The organism is Streptomyces sp. RerS4, assembly GCF_023515955.1.
Taxonomy (GTDB): domain Bacteria; phylum Actinomycetota; class Actinomycetes; order Streptomycetales; family Streptomycetaceae; genus Streptomyces.
This window is the reverse complement of sequence record NZ_CP097322.1, coordinates 5,044,213-5,069,462: the sequence shown is the minus strand read 5'-3', so window position 1 is coordinate 5,069,462 and position 25,250 is coordinate 5,044,213. Positions and strand designations below refer to the sequence as shown.

20 protein-coding genes are annotated in these 25,250 nt (G+C 72.0%); 5 read left to right on the top strand and 15 right to left on the bottom strand.

From position 1 onward, the window contains the following. Positions 1-11: 11 nt before the first annotated feature. The 3 genes from M4D82_RS23595 to M4D82_RS23585 form a co-directional block, all read right to left on the bottom strand. A complete protein-coding gene (locus M4D82_RS23595; RefSeq protein WP_249767949.1) occupies positions 12-575 on the bottom strand; it encodes a GNAT family N-acetyltransferase in 564 nt (187 codons plus the stop codon). Then, complete coding sequence (locus M4D82_RS23590) at positions 557-1,084, bottom strand: SMI1/KNR4 family protein (protein WP_283844499.1); 528 nt, start codon at positions 1,082-1,084, stop codon at positions 557-559. Before M4D82_RS23590 ends, M4D82_RS23595 begins: the two co-directional genes overlap by 19 nt. Positions 1,085-1,255: 171 nt before the next feature. Beyond that, positions 1,256-1,390: a tyrosine-protein phosphatase gene (locus M4D82_RS23585; protein ID WP_249767948.1), complete on the bottom strand. Its 135-nt coding sequence runs from the start codon at positions 1,388-1,390 to the stop codon at positions 1,256-1,258. A gap of 177 nt (positions 1,391-1,567) precedes the next feature. Between M4D82_RS23585 and M4D82_RS23580 the strand changes: the two genes are divergently transcribed. Next, on the top strand, positions 1,568-2,269 hold the full coding sequence (locus tag M4D82_RS23580; protein ID WP_249767947.1) for a nitroreductase family protein: 702 nt from the start codon (positions 1,568-1,570) through the stop codon (positions 2,267-2,269). 86 nt (positions 2,270-2,355) lie between these two features. Here the strand turns inward: M4D82_RS23580 and pruA are convergent, their stop codons facing one another. Next, positions 2,356-3,987, bottom strand: coding sequence for an L-glutamate gamma-semialdehyde dehydrogenase (gene pruA, locus M4D82_RS23575; protein ID WP_249767946.1), 1,632 nt, complete (start codon positions 3,985-3,987; stop codon positions 2,356-2,358). A gap of 35 nt (positions 3,988-4,022) precedes the next feature. Continuing rightward, on the bottom strand, positions 4,023-4,949 hold the full coding sequence (locus M4D82_RS23570; RefSeq protein WP_249767945.1) for a proline dehydrogenase family protein: 927 nt from the start codon (positions 4,947-4,949) through the stop codon (positions 4,023-4,025). A gap of 199 nt (positions 4,950-5,148) precedes the next feature. Between M4D82_RS23570 and M4D82_RS23565 the strand changes: the two genes are divergently transcribed. Further along, positions 5,149-6,375: a PucR family transcriptional regulator gene (locus M4D82_RS23565; RefSeq protein ID WP_249767944.1), complete on the top strand. Its 1,227-nt coding sequence runs from the start codon at positions 5,149-5,151 to the stop codon at positions 6,373-6,375. A 119-nt stretch (positions 6,376-6,494) separates the two neighbouring features. Here M4D82_RS23565 and M4D82_RS23560 read toward each other — a convergent pair whose 3' ends face one another. Further along, complete coding sequence (locus M4D82_RS23560; protein ID WP_249767943.1) at positions 6,495-7,091, bottom strand: TetR/AcrR family transcriptional regulator; 597 nt, start codon at positions 7,089-7,091, stop codon at positions 6,495-6,497. A gap of 89 nt (positions 7,092-7,180) precedes the next feature. Between M4D82_RS23560 and M4D82_RS23555 the strand changes: the two genes are divergently transcribed. Continuing rightward, complete coding sequence (locus tag M4D82_RS23555; protein ID WP_249767942.1) at positions 7,181-8,767, top strand: MFS transporter; 1,587 nt, start codon at positions 7,181-7,183, stop codon at positions 8,765-8,767. Positions 8,768-8,855: 88 nt separating this feature from the next. Here M4D82_RS23555 and serA read toward each other — a convergent pair whose 3' ends face one another. The 6 genes from serA to M4D82_RS23525 form a co-directional block, all read right to left on the bottom strand. After that, entirely contained in the window at positions 8,856-10,445 is a 1,590-nt protein-coding gene (gene serA / locus M4D82_RS23550) for a phosphoglycerate dehydrogenase (RefSeq protein WP_249767941.1), read from the bottom strand. Positions 10,446-10,731: 286 nt separating this feature from the next. Beyond that, positions 10,732-11,733: a ketol-acid reductoisomerase gene (gene ilvC, locus M4D82_RS23545; protein WP_249767940.1), complete on the bottom strand. Its 1,002-nt coding sequence runs from the start codon at positions 11,731-11,733 to the stop codon at positions 10,732-10,734. A 100-nt stretch (positions 11,734-11,833) separates the two neighbouring features. Continuing rightward, positions 11,834-12,358 (bottom strand): acetolactate synthase small subunit, encoded by a 525-nt coding sequence (gene ilvN, locus M4D82_RS23540; protein WP_249767939.1) that lies wholly within the window; start codon positions 12,356-12,358, stop codon positions 11,834-11,836. Positions 12,359-12,388: 30 nt separating this feature from the next. Next, a complete protein-coding gene (locus tag M4D82_RS23535; RefSeq protein WP_249767938.1) occupies positions 12,389-14,275 on the bottom strand; it encodes an acetolactate synthase large subunit in 1,887 nt (628 codons plus the stop codon). 227 nt (positions 14,276-14,502) lie between these two features. Next, positions 14,503-17,373, bottom strand: coding sequence for a putative bifunctional diguanylate cyclase/phosphodiesterase (locus tag M4D82_RS23530; protein ID WP_249767937.1), 2,871 nt, complete (start codon positions 17,371-17,373; stop codon positions 14,503-14,505). Positions 17,374-17,645: 272 nt separating this feature from the next. After that, positions 17,646-18,593, bottom strand: a complete 948-nt coding sequence (locus tag M4D82_RS23525; RefSeq protein ID WP_249767936.1) for a 2-hydroxyacid dehydrogenase — start codon at positions 18,591-18,593, stop codon at positions 17,646-17,648. A gap of 73 nt (positions 18,594-18,666) precedes the next feature. Here M4D82_RS23525 and M4D82_RS23520 point away from each other — a divergent pair, with 73 nt between their 5' ends. Together M4D82_RS23520 and M4D82_RS23515 are read left to right on the top strand one after the other, a co-directional pair. Further along, positions 18,667-19,674, top strand: coding sequence for an aldo/keto reductase (locus tag M4D82_RS23520; RefSeq protein WP_249767935.1), 1,008 nt, complete (start codon positions 18,667-18,669; stop codon positions 19,672-19,674). Between the two features lie 108 nt (positions 19,675-19,782). Next, the gene (locus tag M4D82_RS23515) at positions 19,783-21,021 is read left to right on the top strand and encodes a PQQ-dependent sugar dehydrogenase (protein WP_249767934.1); all 1,239 of its coding nucleotides are present in this window, start codon (positions 19,783-19,785) and stop codon (positions 21,019-21,021) included. Positions 21,022-21,063: 42 nt separating this feature from the next. Here M4D82_RS23515 and M4D82_RS23510 read toward each other — a convergent pair whose 3' ends face one another. The 3 genes from M4D82_RS23510 to M4D82_RS23500 all read right to left on the bottom strand — a co-directional run bounded on the left by M4D82_RS23510 (position 21,064) and on the right by M4D82_RS23500 (position 25,198). Next, the gene (locus M4D82_RS23510) at positions 21,064-24,159 is read right to left on the bottom strand and encodes a helix-turn-helix transcriptional regulator (protein ID WP_249772097.1); all 3,096 of its coding nucleotides are present in this window, start codon (positions 24,157-24,159) and stop codon (positions 21,064-21,066) included. 80 nt (positions 24,160-24,239) lie between these two features. Beyond that, a complete protein-coding gene (locus tag M4D82_RS23505) occupies positions 24,240-24,407 on the bottom strand; it encodes a hypothetical protein (RefSeq protein WP_249767933.1) in 168 nt (55 codons plus the stop codon). A 167-nt stretch (positions 24,408-24,574) separates the two neighbouring features. Further along, on the bottom strand, positions 24,575-25,198 hold the full coding sequence (locus M4D82_RS23500) for a hypothetical protein (RefSeq protein ID WP_249767932.1): 624 nt from the start codon (positions 25,196-25,198) through the stop codon (positions 24,575-24,577). Positions 25,199-25,250 lie beyond the last annotated feature (52 nt).

The window sequence follows — 25,250 nt, the reverse complement described above, 5'->3', positions numbered from 1 at the left end:
GGTTGTAGGCCCTACACCACGTCCCCGTTCCGCCAGTCGAAGTCGAGCCGCCCGGCCGGGTCCAAGCGGACCCCGCCGGGCGGTGTCCACACGTAGGTCGAGCCCTCCTCCTCGGGCAGCCGCTCGGGCCCGCCCGGTCCGAGGACGCCGATCGGCCCGGGGTGCGGCCGCCAGCCCCGGCCCTCGTACAGGGCGGCGCCGGCCTCGGACGCCGACAGCGCGCCCAGCACGTACGCCCGTCCGATGACGCTCTCCAGCCTCGCCATCACCGCCCCGGCGAGCCCGCGCCGCCGCCGGTCGGCGCGTACGGCCACGGCCTCCACGTACCCGGTCCGCAGCGCCCGCCCCCGATGCAGCACCCGCCGCTGCACGACACTGCCGTGCGCGACGAGCACCCCGCCCTCGCCCTCGTACACGAGCGCGTGCATGCCGCCGAGCGCGTGCTCGAAGTCCTCCTCCCCGAAGTCCCCCTCGAAGGCCGCGTCGAGCAGGGCCCGGACGGCGAGGAGTTCGTCACCCGACAGGGCGCTGGTGTGCCGGACGAGGACGCGGACGCTCACGGGGTCTCCAGCCATGCGGTGTACCAGTGGTGGAAGTCGGGGCTGCGCGGGGTGAAGCCGCGCCAGTCGGGGTCGAGGCACCACACCTCGCCCGCGTGCGGCCCGTTCAGGACGAGCCGGAAGAACACCCCGCAGCCGTGCTCGGCCAGAGTCAGCGTGCCGGCGGTCGACGCCTGCGTCGGCCCGGTCGGGGAGAACGGCGCGGCGAGCCGGCCGGGCCGGCGATCGTCGGCCCACTCGTCGTCCACGGCCCAGTCCTCGCCCGCCTCCGGGCGCGGCCTGGTCAACGGCAGCAGGCCGTGGGCAGGGCCCGCGGCGCCGTCGGCGACCTCCGTGACGAAGCTCCGGTAGGCGGCGGGCAGCGTGATCCCGTGCCGCGCTTCGAAGCCGCGGACCTCCGCCTCGGACAGCGGCGGCGCCAGGCGGTACCGGTGGGTGTCGGCCCCGAACCGCCTACCCCCCGGATCCCGCTCCGCCAACGCCCGCACCCGCGCCCGCACCATCCCCGCGTCCCGGATCCCCATCCCCGGACGCTACCAACACCCCCACAACCGCCGCGCCACGGCCGCGACGTGGTCGGGGAAGCCGGGCGAGGAAAGGCCGGAAATACGCGGGGGTTCCGAAACCCGGAGTGTCCCACCAGACATCCCATAAGTCTCGGTGCTCGATCGCGTCGAGGGGGATCCGCAGGGTCGTCAGGCCGGGCGGGCGCGGGGGTGGTCCACTCCGGTCTCGTCGTCGTTGCGCAGGTCGATGACGGTCCGCACGCCGTGCGCGGTCAGGGTGGTCCAGCCGCGCGCGGTGAGCCCGTCGAGGCTGTCGGCCCGCACCAGGGCCCCGGTCTCACGGCGCCGAGACCCCCGAGGTCGCGGGCGTTGAAGCAGCCTTCCCAGTCCACGAATCGACCGACGTTCGCCACGGTCATAGCCCCCCTGTCAGTACACAACGGACAGTTGTCACTGACGTGAGTCTGGCCCCGGGGGGTCGCGCCGCGTGAAGATCTGCCCATGTCGCCTGAAACCCAGCAGTGGACCCCCACCCATGGCCTGCCGTACCGACCCGTCGCCTACCGGCCCGCGCGCATGCCCGCACCCGAATCCCTCGCGCGCGCGGCGGAGTTGCGCGCGCGGATGGACGAGCGGCGTACCGTGCGCAGCTTCTCCCCCGACCCCGTCCCCGAACAGGTCGTCCGCGACGCGATCGCCTGCGCGGCGACGGCCCCCTCCGGGGCGCACCAGCAGCCGTGGACGTTCGTCCTGGTGAAGGACCCCGACATCCGTCGGCAGATCCGCGCCGCCGCCGAGCAGGAGGAGCAGATCTCCTACGACGGCCGGCTCGGCGACGAGTGGCTCGCGGCCCTGCGCCCCATCGGCACGGACGCCGTCAAGACCCACCTCACGGACGCCCCGGCGCTGATCGTGGTCTTCCAGCAGCGTTACTGGCTCGGCCCGGACGGCACGAAGCGCAAGCACTACTACGTCGACGAGTCGGTCGGCATCGCGGTCGGCATGCTCCTGTCCGCCCTGCACCTGAGCGGCCTCGCGGCCCTGATCCACACCCCGAGCCCGATGCGCTTCCTGAGCCACGTCCTGAACCGCCCGGAGAACGAGAAGGCCTTCGCCGTCATCCCGGTCGGCTACCCCGCCGACGACTGCGAGGTCCCGGACCTGATCCGCAAGACCCTGAACCAGGTCATGGTCGAGATCTAGGGGGTCACCGGCCCCGGAAATGGATACCGCCCCCGCTCCGGGCTTGGGGGTACCGGAGCGGGGGCGGGGTTCGGCGGGGGCTGGTGTCAGCCCATGTGGGGGTAGCCGTACTCGGTCGGCGGGACCAGGGTCTCCTTGATGGAGCGGGTCGAGGTCCAACGCAGCAGGTTCGACGCGGCGCCCGCCTTGTCGTTGGTGCCCGAGGCGCGGCCGCCGCCGAAGGGCTGCTGGCCGACGACGGCGCCGGTCGACTTGTCGTTGATGTAGAAGTTGCCCGCCGCGAAGCGGAGCTTCTCCATCGTGTCGGCCGCCGCGTAGCGGTCCTGCGCGATGACGGCGCCGGTCAGGGCGTACGCCGAGACGTTCTCCATCTGGGCGAGCATCTCGTCGTACTTGTCGTCCTCGTAGACGTGGATCGCGAGGATCGGGCCGAAGTACTCGGTCGTGAAGACCTCGTTCTCCGGGTCGGTGCACTCGATGACGGTCGGGCGGACGAAGTAGCCCTCCGAGTCGTCGTACGTGCCACCGGCGACGATCGTGCAGGTCGGGTCGGACTTCGCCCGGTCGATCGCGGCCTTGTTCTTGGCGAACGAGCGCTCGTCGATGACGGCGCCGATGAAGTTCGTCAGGTCGCGGACGTCACCCATGGCGAGGCCGTCGACCTCGGCCGCGAACTGCTCCTTGAAGCCGTCGTTCCAGATGGAGGCCGGAACGTAGGCACGGGAGGAGGCGGAGCACTTCTGGCCCTGGAACTCGAAGGAGCCGCGGGTCAGGGCGGTCTTCAGGATCGCGCGGTCCGCGGACGGGTGCGCGACGACGAAGTCCTTGCCGCCGGTCTCGCCGACCAGGCGCGGGTAGGAGCGGTACTTCTCGATGTTGTTGCCGACCGTCTTCCACAGGTACTGGAAGGTCTTGGTCGAGCCGGTGAAGTGGATGCCGGCCAGCTCGGGGTGGTTCAGCGCCACCTCGGAGACGGCGATGCCGTCGCCCGTCACCAGGTTGATGACGCCCTTGGGCAGGCCGGCGGCCTCCAGGAGCTCCATCAGCAGGACGGCGGAGTGGGTCTGCGTCGGGGACGGCTTCCACACGACCACGTTGCCCATGAGGGCCGGGGCGGTCGGCAGGTTGCCGGCGATGGCCGTGAAGTTGAACGGCGTGATCGCGTAGACGAAGCCCTCCAGCGGGCGGTGGTCGCTGCGGTTCCACACGCCGGCGGAGTTCGCGGCGGGCTGCTCGGCCAGGATCTGCCGGGCGAAGTGCACGTTGAAGCGCCAGAAGTCGACGAGCTCGCACGGGGTGTCGATCTCGGCCTGCTGCGCGGTCTTCGACTGGCCCAGCATGGTGGAGGCGGCGAGCTTCTCGCGCCACGGGCCGGCCAGCAGCTCGGCGGCGCGCAGGATGATCGCGGCGCGGTCGTCGAAGGACATCGCGCGCCACGCCGGGGCGGCGGCCAGGGCGGCGTCGACGGCCTCGCGGGCGTCGGCTTCGGTGGCGTTCGCGTAGGTGCCGATGACGGACTTGTGGTCGTGCGGCTGGACGACGTCGAAGCGCTCGCCGCCACCCATCCGCTTGACGCCGTTGATCGTCATCGGGAGGTCGATCGGGTTCTCGGACAGCTGCTTGAGCTGGAGCTCGAGACGCGCGCGCTCGGGGCTGCCGGGCGCGTACGAGTGGACCGGCTCGTTGACCGGCGCGGGGACCTGGGTCACAGCATCCATGGGGCGGGTAACTCCTTGACCTTGGTTTCGTGGACCTAGTTCTTGGTGATCATCGAGCGGAGGAAGAACAGCAGGTTGGCCGGCTTCTCCGCGAGACGGCGCATGAAGTAGCCGTACCAGTCGGTGCCGTAGGCGGTGTAGACGCGCATGCGGTGGCCCTCGGCGGCGAGCCGCAGGTGCTCCTCGCCGCGGATGCCGTACAGCATCTGGAATTCGTACTCATCCAGTTTGCGCCCGGCCTGGCGGCCGAGCTCCTGTGCGATGGCGATGAGACGCGGGTCGTGGGACCCGATCATCGGGTAGCCGTCGCCCTCCATCAGGATCTTCATGATCCGGACGTACGCCTTGTCGATCTCGGCCTTGTCCTGGTACGCGACCTCGGCGGGCTCCTTGTAGGCGCCCTTCACGATCCGGACGCGGCTGCCGGCGGCGGCCAGCCGGCGGGCGTCGGCCTCGGTGCGGAAGAGGTACGCCTGGATCACGCAGCCGGTCTGCGGGAAGTCGCGGCGCAGCTCCTCGTGGATGGCGAACATCGAGTCGAGGGTGGTGTGGTCCTCGGCGTCCAGGGTCACGGTGGTGCCGATGGCGGCGGCGGCCTCGACGACCGGGCGGACGTTGGCGAGGGCCAGCTCGTGGCCGCCCTCCAGCGCCTGGCCGAACATCGACAGCTTGACCGACATCTCGGCCTTCTCGCCGAGCTCCAGGGGGGCCAGGCGCTCGATGAGCCGGAGGTAGGCGTCGCGGGCGGCGTAGGACTGCTCCACGGCGGTGATGTCCTCACCGACGACGTCGAGCGTGACCTCCAGGCCCTCGCGCGTGAGGTCCTCGACGATCGGAATGACCTGGTCGACCGTCTCACCGGGGATGAACCGGTTCACCACCGGCTTGGTCACCGGGGCGGCAGAGACGATTCGGCGCATCTTGTCGCTGCGCGAAGCGGCGAGGATCGCGGGACCCAGCACGGGGCACCTCCAACGGGTGGCAGAAGCGGACATACGGTCCGCCGCCGGGGTGTGCTGCGGCCGTAAGGAAACGCGAGTAAAACCACCGTGAAACCTAAGGATCTCCACGATCCTCTGCCATCGACAGCTGTCACGCATCCGTGTCCCCGATCTCATACATCTGTCTGAAGGGCCGGTTCGGGGGTGGGAGAATGGCCGGGTGAAGGGCGATTACCAGGACCTGGTGGACGAGATCTCGGCGCTGCTGGGCGCCCCGGCGACGCTGGAGAACCGGGACTTCCGCCTGATCGCGTTCGGCGCGCACGACAGCGACGGCGCCGGAGGCGAACTCGTCCTCGATCCCGTGCGCACGCGCTCGATCCTGACCCGGCAGTCGACGGCGGCGGTGCGCAGCTGGTTCGAGGGCTTCGGCATCGCCCGCGCCACCGGCCCGGTCCGCATCCCGGCGGCCCCGGACGCGGGGGTCCTGACGGGCCGGATCTGCCTGCCGGTGCGCTACCGGGGCATCGTGCAGGGCTACGTGTGGCTCCTGGACCAGGAGCCAGGCCCCGGGCCGGAGGCGCTGGCCGCGGCCATGGAGGCGGCGCAGCGGATCGGGGTGCTGCTCGCCGAGGAGGCCAAGGCGGGCGCGGACCTCTCGCGGGAGTTCCTCGCGGTGCTCACCGCCGCCCGGGGCTGGCAGGCGGACATGGCGGTGGCCGCGCTACGGGTGGCCCTCGGGCCGGGTGCCGACGGGCTGCACGCGGCGGTGTGCGTGGCCCCCTGGACGGGGGAGGCGCCGGCCCAGGTTCCGGGCGCGGCGGCGGTGTGCGTGGTCCCGCCGGAGTCGGCCCCCGATGGCGGCGGCGGGGCCGGGCAACTGGCGGTCCTGGTCCGACTCCGCTCGGCGGACGCCCTGGCTCCCGCGCTGACGGCGGTAGGCCGCCTCCTGCCGCGCACGGCCGCAACGGGCACCGGGACTCCGGCCGGGGCGGGACGGGCGCGGCGGCCGGCATCGTCGGGGCGCGGCGGGGTGACCGCCGGGCTTTCCGAGCCCGTTCGGGCGCTCGCGGAGCTGCCCGCCGCCTGGGCGCAGGCCACCGCCGCCGCGCGGGCGGCCTCGGCGCAGCCCCGGCTCGGGCCGGTGGCGCAGTGGTCGGGGATCGGCCCGTACCGGATGCTGGCCACCCTGACGGCGCACCCCGCCGACGACCCGGCGACCCGCACCCTGCTGGGCCCGGCCCACCGGGAACTCGCCCGCACCGCCGAGGTGTTCCTCGACTGCGCGGGCCAGGCGGGACGCGCGGCGGCGGCGCTGGGGATCCACCGCCAGACCCTGTACTACCGGCTGGGCCGGGTGGAGCAACTGACCGGCCTCGACCTGGACGACGGCGAGGACCGCCTGTTGCTCCACATGGCCCTGAAGGCGGCCCGGCTGCACGGCTGAGGTCAACGGCGCGCAGGCCAGAGCGTCGACCCCGACCCCCAACGGGTGAAGCCCCGACCGTCATTGACGCGGCGTCCCGGAACTCCACCGGACAGCCCCGCACACGGCCCCCACTCCTCCTACTCCTCCTGCTCCTCCCCCTCCGGCGCCCCGCCGAGCCCCGCCGCGATGCGGCGCATGCCCTCGGTGAACTCCTCGGCGGTGGCCGCGCTCGCGGGGTCGAAGAGCCACTGGATCATCAGGCCGTTCAGGAGGGCCTGGTAGACCGCGCCCACCGTGCGCTGCTCCCGCTCGGTGATCTGCTCCTCCGGAGTGCCGGTCAGCATGGAGATGAGCCCCCGGCGCCCCTCGCCCTGCGAGGCGGCCAGCATGGCCCGCAACTCCGGCCGCGTGTCCCGGCCGAGCGCCACCTCCAGGCTGGCCGTCCAGACGGGGCTCGACGCCTCGTGCTGCGCGAGGACGCTGTCCCACACCGAACGGAACCGCTCCAGCGTGCCCGGCTCCCCGCCCAGGCGGGCCTTGAAGCCGTCGCCCCATTCCTCCATCAGCGCGATGAACGCCTGTGTGAGCAGGGCGTCCTTGGACCCGTAGTGGTACCCGATCGAGGCCAGGTTCGTGCCGGACGCGCCGACGATGTCGCGGGCGGTGGTCCGTACGAACCCCTTCTCGACCAGGCACTTCTTGGCGCCTTCGAGTAGATCTTCACGATGTCCCATAGCGCCACCGTAGCAAGACGGTTGTCTGGGACGGAAGTTCTACACATCCGTCATAGACAAGCGTTTATGACAACTGTATGTTTCCGTTCATGACGAACCCCGCCGCTACGGCTCCCCTCGCCGGCCGCCGCGAATGGACCGCGTTCACGGTCCTCGTGCTGCCGCTGCTCCTGGTCTCGATGGACGTCTCCGTCCTCTACTTCGCCATCCCGGCCATCACCCGACAGCTCGACCCGAGCGCCACCCAGCAGCTCTGGATCTTCGACAGCTACGCCTTCGCCCTCTCCGGCCTGCTGATCACGATGGGCTCCCTCGGCGACCGGATCGGCCGCCGCAAGCTCCTCCTGATCGGCGCCACCGCCTTCGGCCTCGCCTCGATCGGCGCCGCCTACGCCACCAGCGCCGAGATGCTCATCGCGGCCCGCGTTCTGCTCGGTATCGGCGGCGCGACCCTGATGCCGTCCACGCTGGCCCTCGTCCGCAACCTCTTCCAGGACGCCGCCCAGCGCGGCAAGGCCATCGCCATCTGGTCCGGCGTCATGACCGGCGGCATCGCCCTCGGTTCGGTGATGAGCGGCGTCCTGCTGAACCACTTCTGGTGGGGCTCGGTCTTCCTGATCAACGTGCCCGCGATGCTGCTCCTGCTCGCCTTGGTCCCCGCCTTGGTCCCCGAGTTCAAGGACCCGGCCCCCGGCCGCTTCGACCTGCTGAGCGTCCCGCTGTCCGCCGCCGCCGTCCTGCCGCTGGTCTACGGCCTCAAGGAGATCGCCGCCGAGGGCTTCGAACTCCGCTACGTGCTGTGCCTCGTCGCCGGCCTGGCCTTCGGGTTCGTCTTCGCACGGCGCCGGCGCACCCGTGAGGACGCGATGGTCCCCCGGGCCCTGTTCCGGGGACGCGGCTTCGCCGCCGGCGTCGGTCTCAACACCATCGCCGCCTTCGCGATGATGGGCTCGGCGTACTTCACCACCCAGTACCTGCAGTCCGTACTCGGCATGGGCACCCTCGAAGCCGCCCTGTGGAGCCTCGCCCCCTCGGTCGTGATCGGCGCCGCGGCTCCCGTCTCCGCGACCCTGGCCCGGCAGGTCGACCGCGCCTACGTCATCGCCGGCGGCTTCCTCCTCGCCGCGGCCGGGTTCTGCCTGGTCGCCCTCGTGGACACCGACTCGCTGTGGCTCGTGCTCACCGGCGCCGGTGTGCTCGCCTCCGGCGTCGTCACGGTGATGTCCCTGGTCTCCGACATGGCGCTGGGCGCCGCCCCCGCCGAGAAGGCCGGTTCCGCCGCCTCCCTGCTGGAGACGGGCCAGGAGTTCGGCGGGGCGCTGGGCATGGCCCTGCTGGGCAGCCTCGGCACCGCCGTCTACCGCGACGACCTGGCCGGCGCGGAGCCTGCCGCACGGGAGACCCTGGGCGGGGCGGTCGCCACCGCCGGGCAGCTCGGCGGCGAGGCGGGCGCCCATCTGCTGACCCTGGCCCGCGAGGCGTTCGTCCACGGCATGCAGTACGCCGCCTGGGGCGGGGCGGCGCTGCTCCTCGGGGCGGCGGTGCTCGCCGCCGCCCTGCTGCGGGGCATTGCGGCCCCGGCGAAGGGCGCGGCCGAGACCAAGGCCAAGGCCCGGTCCGACGCCGACGCCGCGCAGGCCGGCCCCCTGCCGGAGGCCGCGCACGGGGCGGCGTAACGGAATCCGCGCGGCGGACGGGGCAAGCGAAAGGGCCCGGGGTTCACACCCCGGGCCCTTCCCGTGCCGCGGAACGACCGTGCCGCGATCAGCCCAGGTTGACCGTACGCGCCGAAGCCGCGCCGATCTCGGCCGAGATGGCCGCGAGGACGTCGACCGGGACCTCGGCGTCGACGGTGAGGACGACGAGCGCCTCGCCGCCCTCCTCGGCGCGGGCGACCTGCATGCCCGCGATGTTCAGACCGGCCTCGCCCAGCAGGTGGCCGACCTTGCCGACGACACCGGGGCGGTCGGTGTAGCGCAGGACGATCATGTGGTCGGCCAGGGCCAGGTCCACGTCGTACTCGCCGACACCGACGATCTTCTGAAGGTGCTTCGGGCCCGCGAGGGTGCCGGAGACCGACACCTCCTGGCCGTCCGACAGGGTGCCGCGCACGGTCACCACGTTGCGGTGGTCCGGGGACTCCGAGCTGGTGGTCAGGCGGACCTCGACGCCGCGCTCCTGCGCGAACAGGGGGGCGTTGACGTAGGAGACCGTCTCGTCGACGACGTCCTCGAAGACACCCTTGAGGGCGGAGAGTTCCAGCACCTTGACGTCGTGCTGGGTGATCTCGCCGCACACCTCGACGTCGAGACGGACCGCGACCTCGCCCGCCAGCGCGGTGAAGATGCGGCCGAGCTTCTCGGCGAGCGGCAGACCGGGGCGGACGTCCTCGGCGATGACGCCGCCCTGGACGTTGACCGCGTCCGGTACGAGCTCACCGGCGAGCGCGAGGCGCACCGACTTGGCGACCGCGATGCCGGCCTTCTCCTGGGCCTCGTCCGTGGACGCGCCGAGGTGCGGGGTGCAGACGACCTGGTCGAGCTCGAAGAGCGGGGAGTCCGTGCAGGGCTCCTTGGCGTACACGTCGAGGCCGGCGCCGGCGACGCGGCCCTCCTTGATGGCCGCGTACAGCGCGGCCTCGTCCACGATCCCGCCGCGGGCGGCGTTGACGATGCGGACGGACGGCTTGACCTTGTGCAGGGCCTCGTCCCCGATGAGACCGAGGGTCTCGGGGGTCTTGGGCAGGTGCACCGTGATGAAGTCGGCGACCTCCAGCAGCTCGTCCAGCGTCAGCATCTTGACGCCCATCTGGGCGGCGCGCGCGGGCTGCACGTAGGGGTCGTACGCGACGATCTTCATGCCGAAGGCCGACATGCGCTGGGCGACCAGGACGCCGATGCGGCCGAGGCCGACGACGCCGAGGGTCTTCTCGCTCAGCTCGACGCCCGTGTACTTGTTCCGCTTCCACTCACCGTTCTTCAGCGCGGTGTTGGCCTGCGGGATGTTGCGGGCGGTGGCGACGAGGAGGCCACAGGCCAGCTCGGCGGCGGTGACGATGTTGGAGGTCGGGGCGTTCACGACCATCACGCCGGCCTTGGTGGCGGCGGAGACGTCGACGTTGTCGAGACCGACACCGGCGCGGGCGACGACCTTGAGCTTCTTGGCGGCGGCGATCGCCTCGGCGTCCACCTTGGTGGCGGAGCGGACGAGGATGGCGTCCACGTCGACGATCGCGGGCAGCAGCTCCGCGCGGTCGGCGCCGTTGACGTGCCGGATCTCGAAGTCCGGACCGAGTGCGTCCACCGTGGCGGGCGACAGCTCTTCGGCGATGAGTACGACAGGTTTCGAGCTCACGTGGGTCCTCACAAGTCCAGTGCGGACGGCCGTCCCGACGGCCGCAGGCGGTGGAGGGGGTAGCCGCGTGGAAGACGCACGACACTGTGGGCCTGACGCGTTGTGTTGAGCAGTGTAGTGGCGGTTCCGGAACGGAATTCCGCCTGTACGGAAGGATCACCCGTCCGTGATTGGCCGGGGTGGACAATCCACCCTACGGGAGGTCTACATTCCGGCCTCATCGGATCGGGATGCGCCCGCGGCGGGGCCGGGAGCGCGCACGCCCCGACCCCGCCGCCGCGCCGGATCAGCTCTCGTCGTTGTCGACCCAGCTCATCAGCTTGCGCAGCTTCTTGCCGGTGGTCTCCAGCAGGTGCTCGGAGTCCGCCTTCTTGTACTCGTTGTACTTGGGCAGACCCGCCTTGTACTCGGCCATCCAGGTGTTGGCGAACTCGCCGCTCTGGATCTCGGCGAGGACCTTCTTCATCTCCGCCTTGGTCGCGTCGGTGATGACGCGCGGGCCGGTGATGTAGTCGCCCCACTCGGCGGTCTCGGAGACCGACCAGCGCATCTTCTCCAGGCCGCCCTCGTACATGAGGTCGACGATGAGCTTCAGCTCGTGCAGGCACTCGAAGTAGGCGATCTCCGGCTGGTAGCCGGCCTCGGTCAGGACCTCGAAACCGGCCTTGACCAGGGCGGAGGCGCCACCGCAGAGGACGGCCTGCTCACCGAACAGGTCGGTCTCGGTCTCCTCGGTGAACGTGGTCTTGATGACGCCGGCGCGGGTGCCGCCGATGCCGGCCGCGTAGGACAGCGCGAGGTCGAACGCGGAACCGGTGAAGTCCTGCTCGACGGCGGCGATGCAGGGCACGCCGCGGCCTTCCTCGTACTGGCGGCGGACCAGGTGACCCGGACCCTTCGGGGCGACGAGGGCGACGTCCACGTTGGCCGGGGGCTTGATGAAGCCGTAGCGGACGTTGAAGCCGTGGCCGAAGAAGAGCGCGTCGCCCTCCTTGAGGTGGTCCTTGATGGACTCCTCGTAGATCTCGGCCTGGAGCGGGTCCGGCGTCAGGATCATGATGACGTTCGCCCACTCGGCGGCCTCCGAGACGGAGACGACCTTCAGACCCTGCTCCTCGGCCTTGGCCTTGGACTTCGAGCCCTCCTTCAGGCCGACGACGACGTCGACGCCCGAGTCACGGAGCGACAGCGCGTGGGCGTGGCCCTGGCTGCCGTAGCCGATGACCGCGACCTTGCGGCCCTGGATGATGGACAGGTCGGCGTCGTTCTCGTAGAACAGCTCGGCCACTGGGATATCTCCTTGGTGCGCTGGTGTTGCTCCCACCGTACGGCGGGGAACGGAATCCGAGTTTCCCGGTCTCGCTATGCGAACCGGTGTGTCAGGTGTGTCAGGCGGTGCGGTCGAGCGAACGCAGGCTTCGGTCGGTGATGGACCGTCCGCCACGCCCTATGGCGATCGTGCCGGACTGCACGAGCTCCTTGATGCCGAAGGGCTCCAGCATCTTGAGCATGGCGCCGAGCTTGTCGGTGCCGCCGGTGGCCTCGATGGTGACGGCCTCCGGGGAGACGTCGACCGTCTTGGCGCGGAACAGCTGGACGATCTCGACGATCTGGGAGCGCGTCTCGTTGTCGGCGCGGACCTTCACGAGGACGAGTTCGCGCTCGATGGCGTTGTGCGGCTCCAGCTCGACGATCTTGAGCACGTTGACCAGCTTGTTGAGCTGCTTGGTCACCTGCTCCAGCGGGAGGTCCTCGACGTTCACGACGATGGTGATGCGGGAGATGTCGGGGTGCTCGGTGACGCCGACCGCGAGGGAGTCGATGTTGAACCCGCGGCGGGAGAACAGCGCGGCGATCCGGGCGAGGATGCCGGGCGTGTTCTCGACCAGGACGGAGAGCGTGTGCTTGGACATGTGTCGTTCTCTCTCTTCGGCTCTCTCGGCTCAGTCGTCTTCGTTGTCGCCGAAGTCGGGACGGACGCCCCGGGCTGCCATGACCTCGTCGTTGGAGGTGCCGGCGGCGACCATCGGCCACACCATGGCGTCCTCGTGGACGATGAAGTCGATCACGACCGGGCGGTCGTTGATCGCGTTGGCCTCGGCGATGACCTTGTCGAGGTCCGCCGGGTCCTCGCAGCGCAGCGCGACACAGCCCATGGCCTCGGACAGCTTGACGAAGTCCGGGACGCGGGTGCCCTGGCGGGGGGCGCTGGACTCGCCGAGCTGGGAGCCCACCGTGTCGTGGCCGGTCTCGTCGGCGTGCAGCACGGTGTTGGAGTAGCGCTGGTTGTAGAACAGCGTCTGCCACTGACGGACCATGCCGAGGGCGCCGTTGTTGATGATGGCGACCTTGATCGGGATGTTGTTCAGCGCGCAGGTGGCGAGTTCCTGATTGGTCATCTGGAAGCAGCCGTCGCCGTCGATCGCCCAGACGGGGCGCTCCGGCATGCCGACCTTGGCGCCCATCGCGGCGGGGACCGCGTAGCCCATGGTTCCGGCGCCGCCGGAGTTCAGCCAGGTGCGGGGCTCCTCGTACGTGACGAAGTGGGAGGCCCACATCTGGTGCTGGCCGACGCCGGCCGTGAAGATCGTGCCCTTCGGGGCGAGCTTGCCGATCCGCTCGATGACCTGCTGGGGGGAGAGCGAGCCGTCCTCGGGCAGGTCGTAGCCCAGGGGGTAGGTCTCGCGCCAGCGGTTGAGGTCGCTCCACCAGGCGGTGTAGTCGCCGGTGTTGCCCTCGGTGTGCTCGGCCTGGATGGCCTGGATCAGGTCGGCGATGACCTCGCGGGCGTCACCGACGATCGGGACGTCGACCTCGCGGTTCTTGCCGATCTCGGCCGGGTCGATGTCCGCGTGGATGACCTTGGCGAAGGGGGCGAAGCTGTCGAGCTTGCCGGTGACGCGGTCGTCGAAGCGGGTGCCGAGCGCGATGAGCAGGTCGGACTTCTGCAGGGCGGTGACGCCGGTGACGGAACCGTGCATGCCCGGCATGCCGACGTGCAGCGGGTGGCTGTCGGGGAAGGAGCCCAGGGCCATCAGGGTGGTGCAGACGGGGACCCCGGTCAGCTCGGCGAGGACCTTCAGCTCGGCCGTGGCACCGGCCTTCATGACGCCGCCGCCGACGTAGAGGACCGGGCGCTTGGCCGCGACGATGAGCTTGGCGGCCTCGCGGATCTGCTTGGCGTGCGGCTTGGTGACCGGCCGGTAGCCCGGCAGGTCCATGGCCGGCGGCCAGGAGAAGGTGGTCTTCGCCTGGAGGGCGTCCTTGGCGATGTCGACGAGGACCGGGCCGGGGCGGCCGCTGGCGGCGATGTGGAAGGCCTCGGCGATGGTCTTCGCGATGTCGTCGGCCTTGGTGACCAGGAAGTTGTGCTTGGTGATCGGCATGGTGATGCCGACGATGTCCGCCTCCTGGAAGGCGTCGGTGCCGATCGCCTTGGAGGAGACCTGGCCGGTGATCGCGACGAGCGGGACGGAGTCCATGTGCGCGTCGGCGATGGGCGTGACCAGGTTCGTGGCACCCGGGCCGGAGGTCGCCATGCAGACGCCGACCTTGCCGGTGGCCTGCGCGTAGCCGGTGGCGGCGTGGCCGGCTCCCTGCTCGTGGCGGACCAGGATGTGACGGACCTTCTTGCTGTCCATCATCGGGTCGTACGCGGGGAGGATGCAGCCGCCCGGGATGCCGAAGACGGTGTCGCAGCCCACCTCTTCGAGAGAGCGGATGAGGGACTGCGCACCCGTGACGTGCTCAACTGCGGCGGGCTGCTGCCCGCCCGTACGGGGCCGCGGCTGCGGATGGTGGGCCCCGGAGGCCTGCTCGGTCATCGGCATTCTCTTCTCGAAGCTGAGGGTTTTACGAGGAGCGGGGGTGCCCCGGTTCAGGGCCCGGGGCGTGTGCCAGTGCAACAAAAAACCCCTCGTGCCGGGTGGCAAGCGAGGGGAGCGCGTCGGTGGTGTCGAGCGGGGACATGTGGGTCCCAGCTTCAGCCGACGCGCTTTCCAAGTACGAGAATTCGGGTGCGCATGGCACTGACCCTCCCTCCGGCGGGAGGTGGATGTCAAGCGGGTGGGACGGGCGTCTCATTATTTGAGCCTCTACGGATGACCATCGGGCCCCCGGACGCCCCTGCCGCCAAGGCGGGCAGGACGGAACCGCCCGGTACTGGGAACGTACCTCGCACGAGCGCGCGCCGCAGCCTGTATTCGTCGAGGGGGCCGGAAAAGGCCGCTCCCTGGCCGTGCGTGCAGCCCATGGCGCGCAGGGCCAGGACCTGCTCGGGCAGATCCACTCCTTCGGCCACGGACTGCATGCCCAAATCATTTGCGATCCGCAACAAACCTGCGGTGATCTTGTGCAGGCGGGCGGACTCGACCACGCCCTCCACCAGGCCCCGATCCAGCTTGAGCAGGTCGACCGGCAGGCGGCGGAGGGCGCTGATGGCCGCGTAGCCGCTGCCGAACCCGTCCAGGGCGATGCGCACCCCGAGCCGGTGCAGGGCCGCGAGGCGCCGCTCCAGCTCGTCGAAAGGCACTCTGGGGTCGGAGGCGGAGAGCTCCAGGACCAACGCCCCGGACGGCAGTCCGTGTCGGGTCAGCAGGGACTCCACGGCCCCGTGCGGCAGGGACCGGTCCAACAGGCGCCGGGCGGTCATCCGTACGGCCACTGGTACGTCGTGCCCCGCGCGGTGGCGCTCGGCGGCCTGCTCGACGGCCTCCTCCAGGAGCCAACGGCCCAGTTCCGCGGCGCGCGAGGCGTCCTGCCCGGACGGGCCGCCCTCGCTGTGCTCGGCCACCCGCAGGAACTCGGCCGGTGTGAAGAGGATCCCCTGGGCGGAGCGCCAGCGGGCCTGGGCGGCGACGGCCGTCACCGCACCGCTCGCCAGCGACACCACGGGCTGGTGCAGCAGGACGAACTCGCCCTCGTGGAGCGCGGTGCGCAGCCGGCCCGCGAGCTCGGTCTTGCGGACCACCTCGGCCTGCATCTGCGGGGCGTACAGCTCGACGCGGTCCTTGCCGGCGGCCTTGGCGCGGTACATGGCGAGGTCGGCGTTGCGCATGAGGTCCGAAGGGGTGATGCCGGGGTCGGCGAAGGCCACGCCGATGCTGGCGGCGACGCGGACCTCGCTGCCGGCGATCCGGTAGGGCTGGGAGAGCGTGGCGCGCAGCCGCTCGGCGATCTCGTGCACCTGGTACTCGCGGGCGCCGCGGTCGCGGCTGCCGTCGCCCAGGATGAGCGCGGCGAACTCGTCGCCGCCGAGGCGGGCGGCGGTGTCCCCCGCCCGGACGGCGTCCTGGAGGCGGCGGGCGGCCTCGACGAGCAGTTCGTCGCCCGCCTGGTGGCCGATGGTGTCGTTGACGGCCTTGAATCCGTCGAGGTCGATGAAGAGCACGGCGGTGCTGTGGTCGCCGGCGCGGCGGCCGGTCAGGGCCTGGCGGACGCGGCGGGTGAACAGGGCCCGGTTGGGCAGGTCGGTCAGGGGGTCGTGCTCGGCGCTGTGCTGGAGCTGGGCCTGCAGGCGCACCCGCTCGGTGACGTCGCGGCTGTTGAGGATGAGACCGCCCTGGTGACGGTTGACGGTGGACTCCACGTTGAGCCACTCGCCGCTGCCGGACTGGAAGCGGCATTCGATGCGGGTGGTGGGCTCCTCGGCCGGCGGGGCGGCGAGGAAGCGGCGTACCTCGTGGACCACGCGGCCGAGGTCGTCGGGATGGATGAGGGCGGCGAGTTCCGTGCCGACCAGCTCCTCCGCGTCGCGGCCGTAGACCCCGGCGGCGGCGGGGCTGACGTAACGCAGGGTGCCGGTGGGCGCCGCGATCATGATCACGTCGCTGGAGCCCTGGACCAGGGAGCGGAAGTGGTTCTCCTTCTGGGCCAGTTCCTGGGTCAGGGCGATGTTGTCGAGGAGCATGATGCCCTGGCGGATGACGAGGGCGAGGACGACGGTGCAGCCGGTGAAGACGACCACGCGGTCGACCTTCCTGCCGTCCACCACGTTGTAGAGGATGCCGAGGGTGCAGACCGCGGCGGCGAGGTACGGCGTGAGGGCGGGCAGCGATCCGGTGATGGGACGGCTGTGCGGCCGGTCGACGCGCGGGGGCGCGGCCCGGCCGGCCGGTTCGGCGCGACGGGCGCCCCAGGGCGCGTAGGCGAGGAGGAGCGAGCCGGCGAACCAGCCGGCGTCGAGGATCTCCCCCGAGCGGTAGGTGGTGTTGAGCAGTGGGGAGGTGAAGAGCGCGTCGCTCAGGACGGTCAGGGCGAGGGCGGCGATGGCGGTGTTGACGGCCGAGCGGTTGTTCGCCGAGCGGCGGAAGTGCAGGACCAGCACCATCGAGACGAGCGCGATGTCGAGGAGCGGATAGGCGAGCGAGAGGGCCGCGCGGGGCACGCTGCCGGGGGCGCCCGACTGGGCGGTGCGGGCGGCGTTCGCGAGGGCCAGGCTCCACGAGAGGGTGAGCAGGGAGCCGCCGATGAGCCAGGAGTCGAGTCCCAGGCAGACCCAGCCGGCCCTGGTCACGGGCCGCTTGGCGAGGACGAGCAGGCCCACGATGGCGGGCGGGGCGAAGCAGAGGAACGCGAAGTCGGCGAGCGAGGGTTCCGGGACCGGACGGTCGAGGATGACCTCGTACCAGCCCCAGACGGCGTTGCCGAGGGCTCCCATGAGCGAGGAGAACGCGAACATCAGCCAGGCGGGTCGCTCGCGCCGGTCGATGGTACGCGCGTAGTGGTAGCAGGAGACGGCGGCAAGGAGGCCGGCCGTGCTGAGCCCGAAGTCACCCATGATCTTGGCGAGTTCCTCGGACCCCCAACCCAGGGCCGCCCCGACGGCGTACCCGCCGCTCACCAACGCGAGGAGGAGCTGCGCCGCCAGGCCCCTGCCGCCGCCGGAGGCCGGCGACCGGGTCAGGAGCGCGGCCCCCGGGGCGCTCACCCGTCCCCCTCGCCGGCTCGTTTCGGCGCACCCCATCGTCGCCTTCGGCGGCTTTGCCGCTGCGGGTCCTTCGTCCATTGGCCGTGCATCGCCCGTCGCCCCCCAAAGTGTCCGATCACCCCAGCGCCAGACGTACGTGGCGCAGCCCCTTGTTCCGGACGATACACCACTTTCGTCACTCAGCGACATAGCATCTCTACGCTCCGTCACCACGCAAGGGGGCGCGGCCACCGCCCGCTCATACGCCGTCGCGCACCGTGTGCGCCCCCGTCTCAGCCGGTGATCAGCACGGTGTTGTCCACCGGTTGCCCAGCGGCGAACCGGGCGAGTTGGCGGGCCACGAGACGCTTCGCCCGTGGCTCGAACGCGGAACTGCTGCCACCCACATGAGGGGTGATCAAGACATTCGGAGCATGCCAGAGGGGATGGCCGACGGGCAGCGGTTCCGGGTCCGTGACGTCCAGTGCGGCGTGCAGCCGGCCGGACTCCAACTCCGCGAGCAGGGCGGCGGTGTCGACGACGGGGCCGCGCGCGACGTTCACCAACAGGGCGCCGTCCTTCATCCGTCCGAGGAAGTCGGATCCGGCCAGACCCCGGGTGTCCTCGGTCAGCGGGGTGCACAGGATCACCACGTCCGCGTCCGGGAGGAGTGCGGGCAGGTCGGCCAGGGCGTGCACGGGGCCGTGGGGGGCGGTGCGCGCCGAGCGTGCGACGCGGGTGATCCGTGCGCACTCGAAGGGGGCGAGGCGGTCCTCGACCGCCGCGCCGATCGATCCGTAGCCGACGATCAGGACGGACCGGTCGGCGAGGGCCTCGTAGAAGCCGCCGTGCCACTCCTCGCGGTCCTGGCCGCGCACCATGCGCGGGATGCCGCGCAGCGAGGCGAGGATCAGGGTGAGGGCGAGTTCGGCGGTGCTGGCCTCGTGGACGCCCCGGGCGTTGCACAGGCGGACGCCGGGGCGCAGGTCGGCGAGGCCGGCCAGGACGTGGTCGATGCCCGCGGTGAGGGTCTGGACGACCTGGAGGGCCGGCATCCGCGGGAGCGGGCGAACGGTCACGGCCTGGGACTTCATGTACGGCGTGACGTAGAAGACGCAGTCGGCCGGGTCGGCCGGGAAGGCGTCCTCGCCGTCCCACTGCCGGTAGCGGAAGGAATCGGGGAGACCGTCGATCTCGCCCGCGGGGAAGGGGAGCCAGACGTCCCCGGTCGTTACGGTCATGATCACGAGGCTATGCGAAGGGAACTGGATCAAGCCGTTAGTTTGAGGGCCGGACCGGGAGGGGGACGCAGGGGTGGAGCGCAGGTCGATCGGGGCGGGACCGCTGACGGTGGGGGCCATCGGGCTCGGCTGCATGCCGATGAGCTGGGCCTACGCACCGTCCCGCCGGCGCGGCGAGGAGTCGCTGCGTACCGTGCACCGGGCGCTGGACCTGGGGGCGAACCTGCTGGACACGGCCGACCTGTACGGCCCGTTCACCAACGAGCTGGTGGTGGGGCGGGTGCTCCGGGAGCGGCGGGCCGAGGCCTTCGTCTCCGCCAAGGTGGGGCTGCGGGCGGGTGAGCAGCACGTGGTGGCCGACGGGCGGCCGGGGTACGTACGGCGGGCCTGTGACGCCTCGCTGCGGCGGCTGCGGACCGACGTGATCGACCTGTACCAGTTGCACCGGGTCGATCCGGAGGTGCCGGTGGAGGAGACCTGGGGGGCCATGGCGGAGCTGGTGGGGGCGGGGAAGGTGCGGGCCCTCGGGTTCTGCGCGCTGGGCGCGGGGGCCGGGCCGGGGGCGGGGCGGCGGGGGGACCGGGCGTACCGGTCGACGCTGCGGCAGCTGGAGCGGGTGCAGCAGGTGTTCCCGGTGACGGCGGTGCAGGCCGAGCTGTCGGTGTGGTCACCGGAGGCGGCGTGGCAGTTGCTGCCCTGGTGCGCGGCGCGGGGGGTGGGGATGTTGGCGGCGATGCCGCTGGGGAGCGGGTTCCTGACCGGGACGCTGACGCCGGGGCAGGGGTTCGAGGAGGCCGACGTGCGGGCGCGGCACCCGAGGTTCACGGCGGACGCGATGGCCTCGAACCAGGTGCTGGTGGCGGGGCTTCGGCGGGTGGCGCGGCGGCACGGGCCGCAGGTCACGGCGGCGCAGGTGGCGCTGGCGTGGGTCCTGGCGCAGGGGCCGCACGTGGTGCCGGTTCCGGGGGCGGAGCGGGCCGGCTGGGCGGAGGAGAACGCGCGGGCGGCGGAGGTGCGGCTCTCGGGGGCGGATCTGGCGGAGATAGCGGGGCTCCCGCCGGCGGTGGGAGCCTGGGACTGAGAGCGACAACCACTCGATCGGGTGTACGAGCGGTGGAACTTGGTGGAGGGCCCGAAGTGTTGAGTCGGGTGGAAGGGACATCGGAGGATCGGACGGGGGAGCACGGAGATGCGGTACGGAGAGCGGTACGCGGAGCGGTACGGAGAGCGGTACGGGGCTTGGCGCGCGGGGCGCCGGGGCGGTCCGGCGGTGCTCGCGGTGGCGGGGTGCTTCGCCCTGCTGGTGACGGGGTGCTCGGCCGGCGGCGCCGGGGCGGGGCCGAGCGGTTCCCCGCCGGGTTCACCCCCTCCCGGGGCGGCGTCCCCGGCCGCGTCGGGAACGGCGGGTGCCGCGCGGGCGCCGGCGCCGCCCGCCAAGGGGTCGGTGACGGTGGCCGGGGAGGTCGCCAAGGGGCTGGAGTCCCCGTGGGGAGTGGCGCCGCTGCCCGGAGGGGACCTGCTGGTCGCCTCGCGAGACAAGGGCACCGTCAGCCGGATCGCGGCGGGCTCCGGGGCGGTCACGCAGATCGGCAGGGTGCCCGGGGTGGCGCCGGGCGGGGAGGGCGGGCTGCTCGGCCTGGCGCTCTCGCCGAACTTCGCCTCGGACCGCCTCGTGTACGTGTACTTCACGACCGAGTCCGACAACCGCGTCGCCCGCCTGCGCTATGACGAACAGCGGGCTCCCGGGCAGCAACTGGGCGCCCCGGACACGGTGTTGCGGGGCATCCCCAAGGGATTCATCCACAACGGCGGCCGGATCGCCTTCGGCCCGGACAAGATGCTCTACGTCGGGACGGGCGAGACCGGTGACAAGGGGCTGGCGCAGGATCCGAAGTCCCTGGGCGGGAAGATCCTGCGGATGACCCCGGACGGCCGGCCGGTGCACGGCAATCCGGAGGCGGATTCCGTCGTCTACTCGATCGGGCACCGCAATGTGCAGGGGCTGGCCTGGGACAAGGACAAGCGCCTGTGGGCGGCGGAGTTCGGACAGAACACGTGGGACGAGCTCAACGTCATCGAGCCCGGCGGCAACTACGGCTGGCCCGAGGTGGAGGGGAAGGGCGGCAGAGCCGGTTTCCGTGATCCGGTCGCCGTCTGGAAGCCGGACGAGGCCTCGCCGAGCGGGATCGCCTGGGCCCAGGGGTCGATCTGGCTGGCCGGCCTGAAGGGCGAGCGCCTGTGGCGGGTGCCGCTGAACGGGACGGCGCCGGTGGCGGAGCCGGAGGCCTTCCTGGAGGGCAGGTACGGGCGGCTGCGCACGGTGGTGCCGCTCGACGGCGACCGGATGCTGCTGGTCACGAGCGAGACGGACGGGCGCGGATCGCCGCAGGAGGGCGACGACAGGATCCTGACCTTGACCGTGCGCTGACCGGGCGAGCGGTGACGGGCCATGCCCCCGTGAGGCGCGCCCCTAGGACGGCACTGCCTGGGCGCCCCGGTCTCGGGTCGGCTGCCGGCTTCCGGCGGAGGCGGGGGGCTGTGGGCCGAGGGGGGTGAACAGGCGCAGGCGGTGGGCGAGGGCGGCCGCCTCGCCGCGGCCGGCGACACCCAGCTTGGCCAGGATGTTCGAAACGTGGACGCTGGCCGTCTTCGGGGAGATGAAGAGTTCCTCCGCGATCTGACGGTTGGTGCTGCCCGCCGCGACCAGGCACAGGACCTCCCGCTCGCGACCGGTCAGGCCCAGGGCCTCGGCCGGGTCCGATTCCGGCACGGGCGCGGTCGGGCGGTCGGCGTCGGGGAGCAGCGGGAGCCGGGCGCGTTGGGCGAGGAGTGCCAGGTCCTCGCCCAACCGGCGGGAGCCGAGCCGGTCGGCGGTGGCGTGGGCGTCTCGGAGCAGGTGCGCCGCCGCTTCGCGGTCGCCGCCGCCGGCGAGCATGGCCTCTGCCAGCCGGTGGCGGGCCCGCGCCAGCAGGTAGGGGCGGTCCAGGGGGCGGACGGCCGCCTCGACGGCGGTCCAGTCGGCGATGGTGTCGCGGGCCTCGGCGCGGAGCAGTTCGGCCCGTAGGTACTCGGCGTGGGCCGTCCACACCGGGACCGGGGTCGCCAGGGTGCGGGCGGCGGTGCGCAGTGCCTCCAGGGCGGCGGCGCGGCCGGCGTCGGCGGTGGGCAGGCCCCGGGCGTCGGCCTCGGCCGAGGCGGAGGCCAGCAGCAGGGGCCACGCGTAGCGGTGTTGGCCGAGGGCGAAGCCGTAGGCGATGGCGTCGGCGGTCTCGGCGCGGACGTCGGCGATGCGGCCCTCTCCCTCGGCGACGCCGATGGCGAGGCGGTACAGCGGCAGCCGGTGCTGGGGCTGGCTGTCGTGGTCGCCGAAGTGGGCGTGGGCGGCGGCGAGTTGCTGGGCGGCCTCGGTGAGTTCGCCGCGGGCCAGGGCCAGGTAGGCCAGGCGGGCGGCGCCGGCGCCCCGGGTCGCGGCGCTCTGGCCGACGTGCAGGGTGCGTCGGGCCGCCTCGGCCGCCTCGTCCCAGCGGCCGAGGCTGTAGAGGCTCTCGGCCAGGTTGCCGCGGACCCAGGCCTCGGTGTCCAGCAGTCGGGCCCTGCCGATGAGTTCGACCCCTTGTTCGGCCGCTTCCACGGCTTCTTGGGACCGGCCCAATGCTTCGAGTTGAGAGCTGAGGTTGATGTGAGCGCGTCCCGCTATCACGACGAGTCCGAGTTCGGCCGCCCGTGCGATCACGGCGTGGAATTCGGTCAGGCCGCCCTCCGGGTCGCCGACGTCCGTGAGCAGACTGGCCACGGTGATCCGGGCGTTGAGTTCGGTCTCCTCCGCGCCGACCATCCGCGCGTACTCGACGGCGCGTTGGGCGGCGGCCATGTTGTCGGGGCCCGGCTGGTGGAGCATGCCCCAGCCGGCCGCGCGGACGAGGACGTCGGCGTGCACCTCGGACGGGGGCAGTCCCTTGACCAGGTCCTGCGCGGTGGCGATCTCCGTCCAGCCGTCGCCGCGGCCGAGGCCGGCGACCAGGCGGGAGCGTTCGATCCAGAACCAGGCGGCGCGCAGCGGGCCTCCGCCGTCGTCTTCCAGCATGCGCAGGGCGAGCTTGGTGAGTTTGAGGGCGCGTTCGCGTTCGCCGCCGAAGCGGGCGGCGACGGTGGCCTCGGCCAGCAGGTCGATGCGGTGGAGCGAGCTCTCGGGGTCGCGGCCGCAGTGCGGGTACGCCTCGGTGTAGTCCACCGGGCGCAGGCTCGCGTGGACCTCACCCGGGACGCTCTCCCACAGGTCCAGGGCGCGTTCCAGCAGGCTCAGCTGTTCGGAGTAGGCGTGCCGGCGGCGGGCGGTCACGGAAGCCGCGAGGACGGCGGGCAGCGCCTTGGCGGGGTCGTTGGCGGCGTACCAGTAGTTGGCCAGCCGGATGACCCGCTCCTCTGCGCGGACGAGGGACTCGTCTTCCTCCATGGCCTCGGCGTAGCGGCGGTTGACGCGGGCGCGCTCGCCCGGCAGCAGGTCGTCGCTGACGGCCTCGCGAACGAGGGAGTGGCGGAAGCGGTAGCCGTCGCCGTCCGCGGTGGCGAGGAGGATGTTGGCGCCCACGGCGGCCCGCAGCGCCTCGATCAGTTCGTCCTCGCCGAGCCGGGCGACGGCGCGCAGCAGCGGGTACTCGACGGTGGAGCCGCCCTCGGCGACGGTGCGCACGACGCGCTGGGCGGCGTCGGGAAGCACCTCGACGCGGACGAGGAGCAGGTCGCGCAGGGATTCGGTGAGGCCGGTGCGGCAGCCGCTCTCCCGGGAGGCGACGAGTTCCTCGACGAAGAAGGCGTTGCCGTCGGAGCGGTCGAAGACGGAGTCGACGAAGGATTCCTCGGGCTGCGAGGCGAGGATCCCGGCGAGTTGGCGGCGTACCTCGGCCCGGTTGAAGCGGGACAGTTCGATGCGCCGGACGGTGCGGAGCCGGTCGAGTTCGGCGAGCAGGGGGCGCAGCGGGTGGCGGCGGTGGATGTCGTCGGCCCGGTAGGTGGCGACGACGACGAGGCGGCCGCTGCCGAGGGTGCGCAGGAGGTAGGCGAGCAGGTGCCGGGTGGAGGTGTCCGCCCAGTGGAGGTCTTCCAGGACGAGGACGACGGTGCGGTCGGCGGCGAGCCGTTCCAGCATCCGGGCCGTCAGTTCGAAGAGCCGGGCGGTGCTCTCCTCATCGTGGGGGCCGCGCGGGGTCTCGCCGAGTTCGGGGAGGATGCGGGCGAGTTCGTCCTCCTGGCCGGCCGCGGCTGCCGCGAGCTGGTCGGGGAGGCGGCGGAGCAGGGCGCGCAGGGCGGTCGAGAAGGGGGCGAAGGGAAGTCCCTCCGCCCCGATCTCCACACAGCCTCCGACGGCGACGACCGCGCCGCGGCGGTCGGCCTCGCACAGGAACTCCTCGGTGAGCCGGGTCTTGCCGACCCCGGCCTCTCCCCCGATGAGCAGGGCCTGCGGTTCCCCGTCCGCCGCGCGGGTCAGGGCGTCGAGGAGTACGGCCAGTTCGTCGGCTCGGCCGACGAACACCGGGCTGACAGATCTGGTCTCCACGCCGCCGAGCATCGCACAGGAGTCCGGGGCTCCGGCACTCGATTTCGATGTGCTCGTCATGTCGGATCAGTCGCCGTGCGCGGCGGGGCGGGTCACGCGGCCCGGGTGAAGCGGAGGCGGTTCCCTCTCACCGCACTCTCGGGTTCCTGGCGGCGGGCGGAGGCGCGCAGCGCCTTCCGGGCCTCGCGGACCATCCGGTACCGGTCGGCCTCGCGGATGAGGTCGGCGCGGCGGGCGGTGGCCATCTCGTACTCGAACATCTCGTACTCCCTGGTGGTGTTTCTCGGGCACCTCGTTCGGTGTGATCCAAGATTCGCTTCCCAGAGGGGTCCGCCACATCGGGCGCATGCCGCATGTCCGCGGGCCGGGGGTCCTTAGGCGGGGGCCTACGGTCCCCCGGTCGGGCCGGTACGACCTAAGGCGGTGCCTATTCGGCGGCCGTCGGGAGGGGAACGAGGAGGTCGAAGTACATGAAGCCGAACAGCAGGACACCGATCAGGCCGAGCGCGACGCCGGCCCAGGAGACGGCCCGGACCCAGGTGGGCAGGACCCGGCCGGGGGCGCCGAAGGCGGGGCGGGCCAGGACGAAGGCGGCGATCAGGAGGGCGACGGTGGCGACGACGCCGTTGACCAGTGCGGTCATGTGCCAGGCGTCGCCGTACAGGGCGGCGATCTTCTCCTTGGCGGTGGTCGCGCTGACGGACTCGATCTGGCCGATGAGCGTCTGGCGCTCGGCGATGACGCGGGACACCCAGGTTCCGCTGAGGGCGACGAGGCCCAGCCCGGCGGCGACGATGGCGGCGGCCCCGGAGCCGACGTCGGAGCCCTGCGCGGGGGCTTCGTCGGTGAGGTCGTCGAAGTCGTCGTCCCCGTCGGTCGCCTCGTCCCCGTCGGTCGCGTCGGCCGGCGCGTCCGTCGCCTCGCTCGCGGCGGCCTCGGCCGGGGCGTCGGTCGCCGTGGTCTCGTCGGCGGTGGGGGGTACGGCGGTCGACGCGTCCTCGACGGCGTCCGCCTCGGGGGCGGTCGGGGCGAGGCTCTTCTTGGTGTCCATGCGGGGCACCGTAGGCGGCCTTTCTGAGAGGTTCCTGAGAAGGCTCGCGGTG

Excerpts from the sequence above, each read along its gene's own strand:
- M4D82_RS23515 (WP_249767934.1), top strand. The coding sequence starts at position 19,783 with ATGCGGTACGGAGAGCGGTACGCGGAGCGGTACGGAGAGCGGTACGGG.
- M4D82_RS23525 (WP_249767936.1), bottom strand. The coding sequence starts at position 18,593 with ATGACCGTAACGACCGGGGACGTCTGGCTCCCCTTCCCCGCGGGCGAG.
- M4D82_RS23510 (WP_249772097.1), bottom strand. The coding sequence starts at position 24,159 with ATGCTCGGCGGCGTGGAGACCAGATCTGTCAGCCCGGTGTTCGTCGGC.
- M4D82_RS23505 (WP_249767933.1), bottom strand. The coding sequence starts at position 24,407 with ATGTTCGAGTACGAGATGGCCACCGCCCGCCGCGCCGACCTCATCCGC.
- ilvN (WP_249767939.1), bottom strand. The coding sequence starts at position 12,358 with ATGTCCAAGCACACGCTCTCCGTCCTGGTCGAGAACACGCCCGGCATC.
- M4D82_RS23560 (WP_249767943.1), bottom strand. The coding sequence starts at position 7,091 with ATGGGACATCGTGAAGATCTACTCGAAGGCGCCAAGAAGTGCCTGGTC.
- M4D82_RS23595 (WP_249767949.1), bottom strand. The coding sequence starts at position 575 with ATGGCTGGAGACCCCGTGAGCGTCCGCGTCCTCGTCCGGCACACCAGC.
- M4D82_RS23590 (WP_283844499.1), bottom strand. The coding sequence starts at position 1,084 with ATGGGGATCCGGGACGCGGGGATGGTGCGGGCGCGGGTGCGGGCGTTG.
- M4D82_RS23535 (WP_249767938.1), bottom strand. The coding sequence starts at position 14,275 with ATGCCGATGACCGAGCAGGCCTCCGGGGCCCACCATCCGCAGCCGCGG.
- M4D82_RS23555 (WP_249767942.1), top strand. The coding sequence starts at position 7,181 with ATGACGAACCCCGCCGCTACGGCTCCCCTCGCCGGCCGCCGCGAATGG.
- M4D82_RS23580 (WP_249767947.1), top strand. The coding sequence starts at position 1,568 with ATGTCGCCTGAAACCCAGCAGTGGACCCCCACCCATGGCCTGCCGTAC.
- pruA (WP_249767946.1), bottom strand. The coding sequence starts at position 3,987 with ATGGATGCTGTGACCCAGGTCCCCGCGCCGGTCAACGAGCCGGTCCAC.
- M4D82_RS23500 (WP_249767932.1), bottom strand. The coding sequence starts at position 25,198 with ATGGACACCAAGAAGAGCCTCGCCCCGACCGCCCCCGAGGCGGACGCC.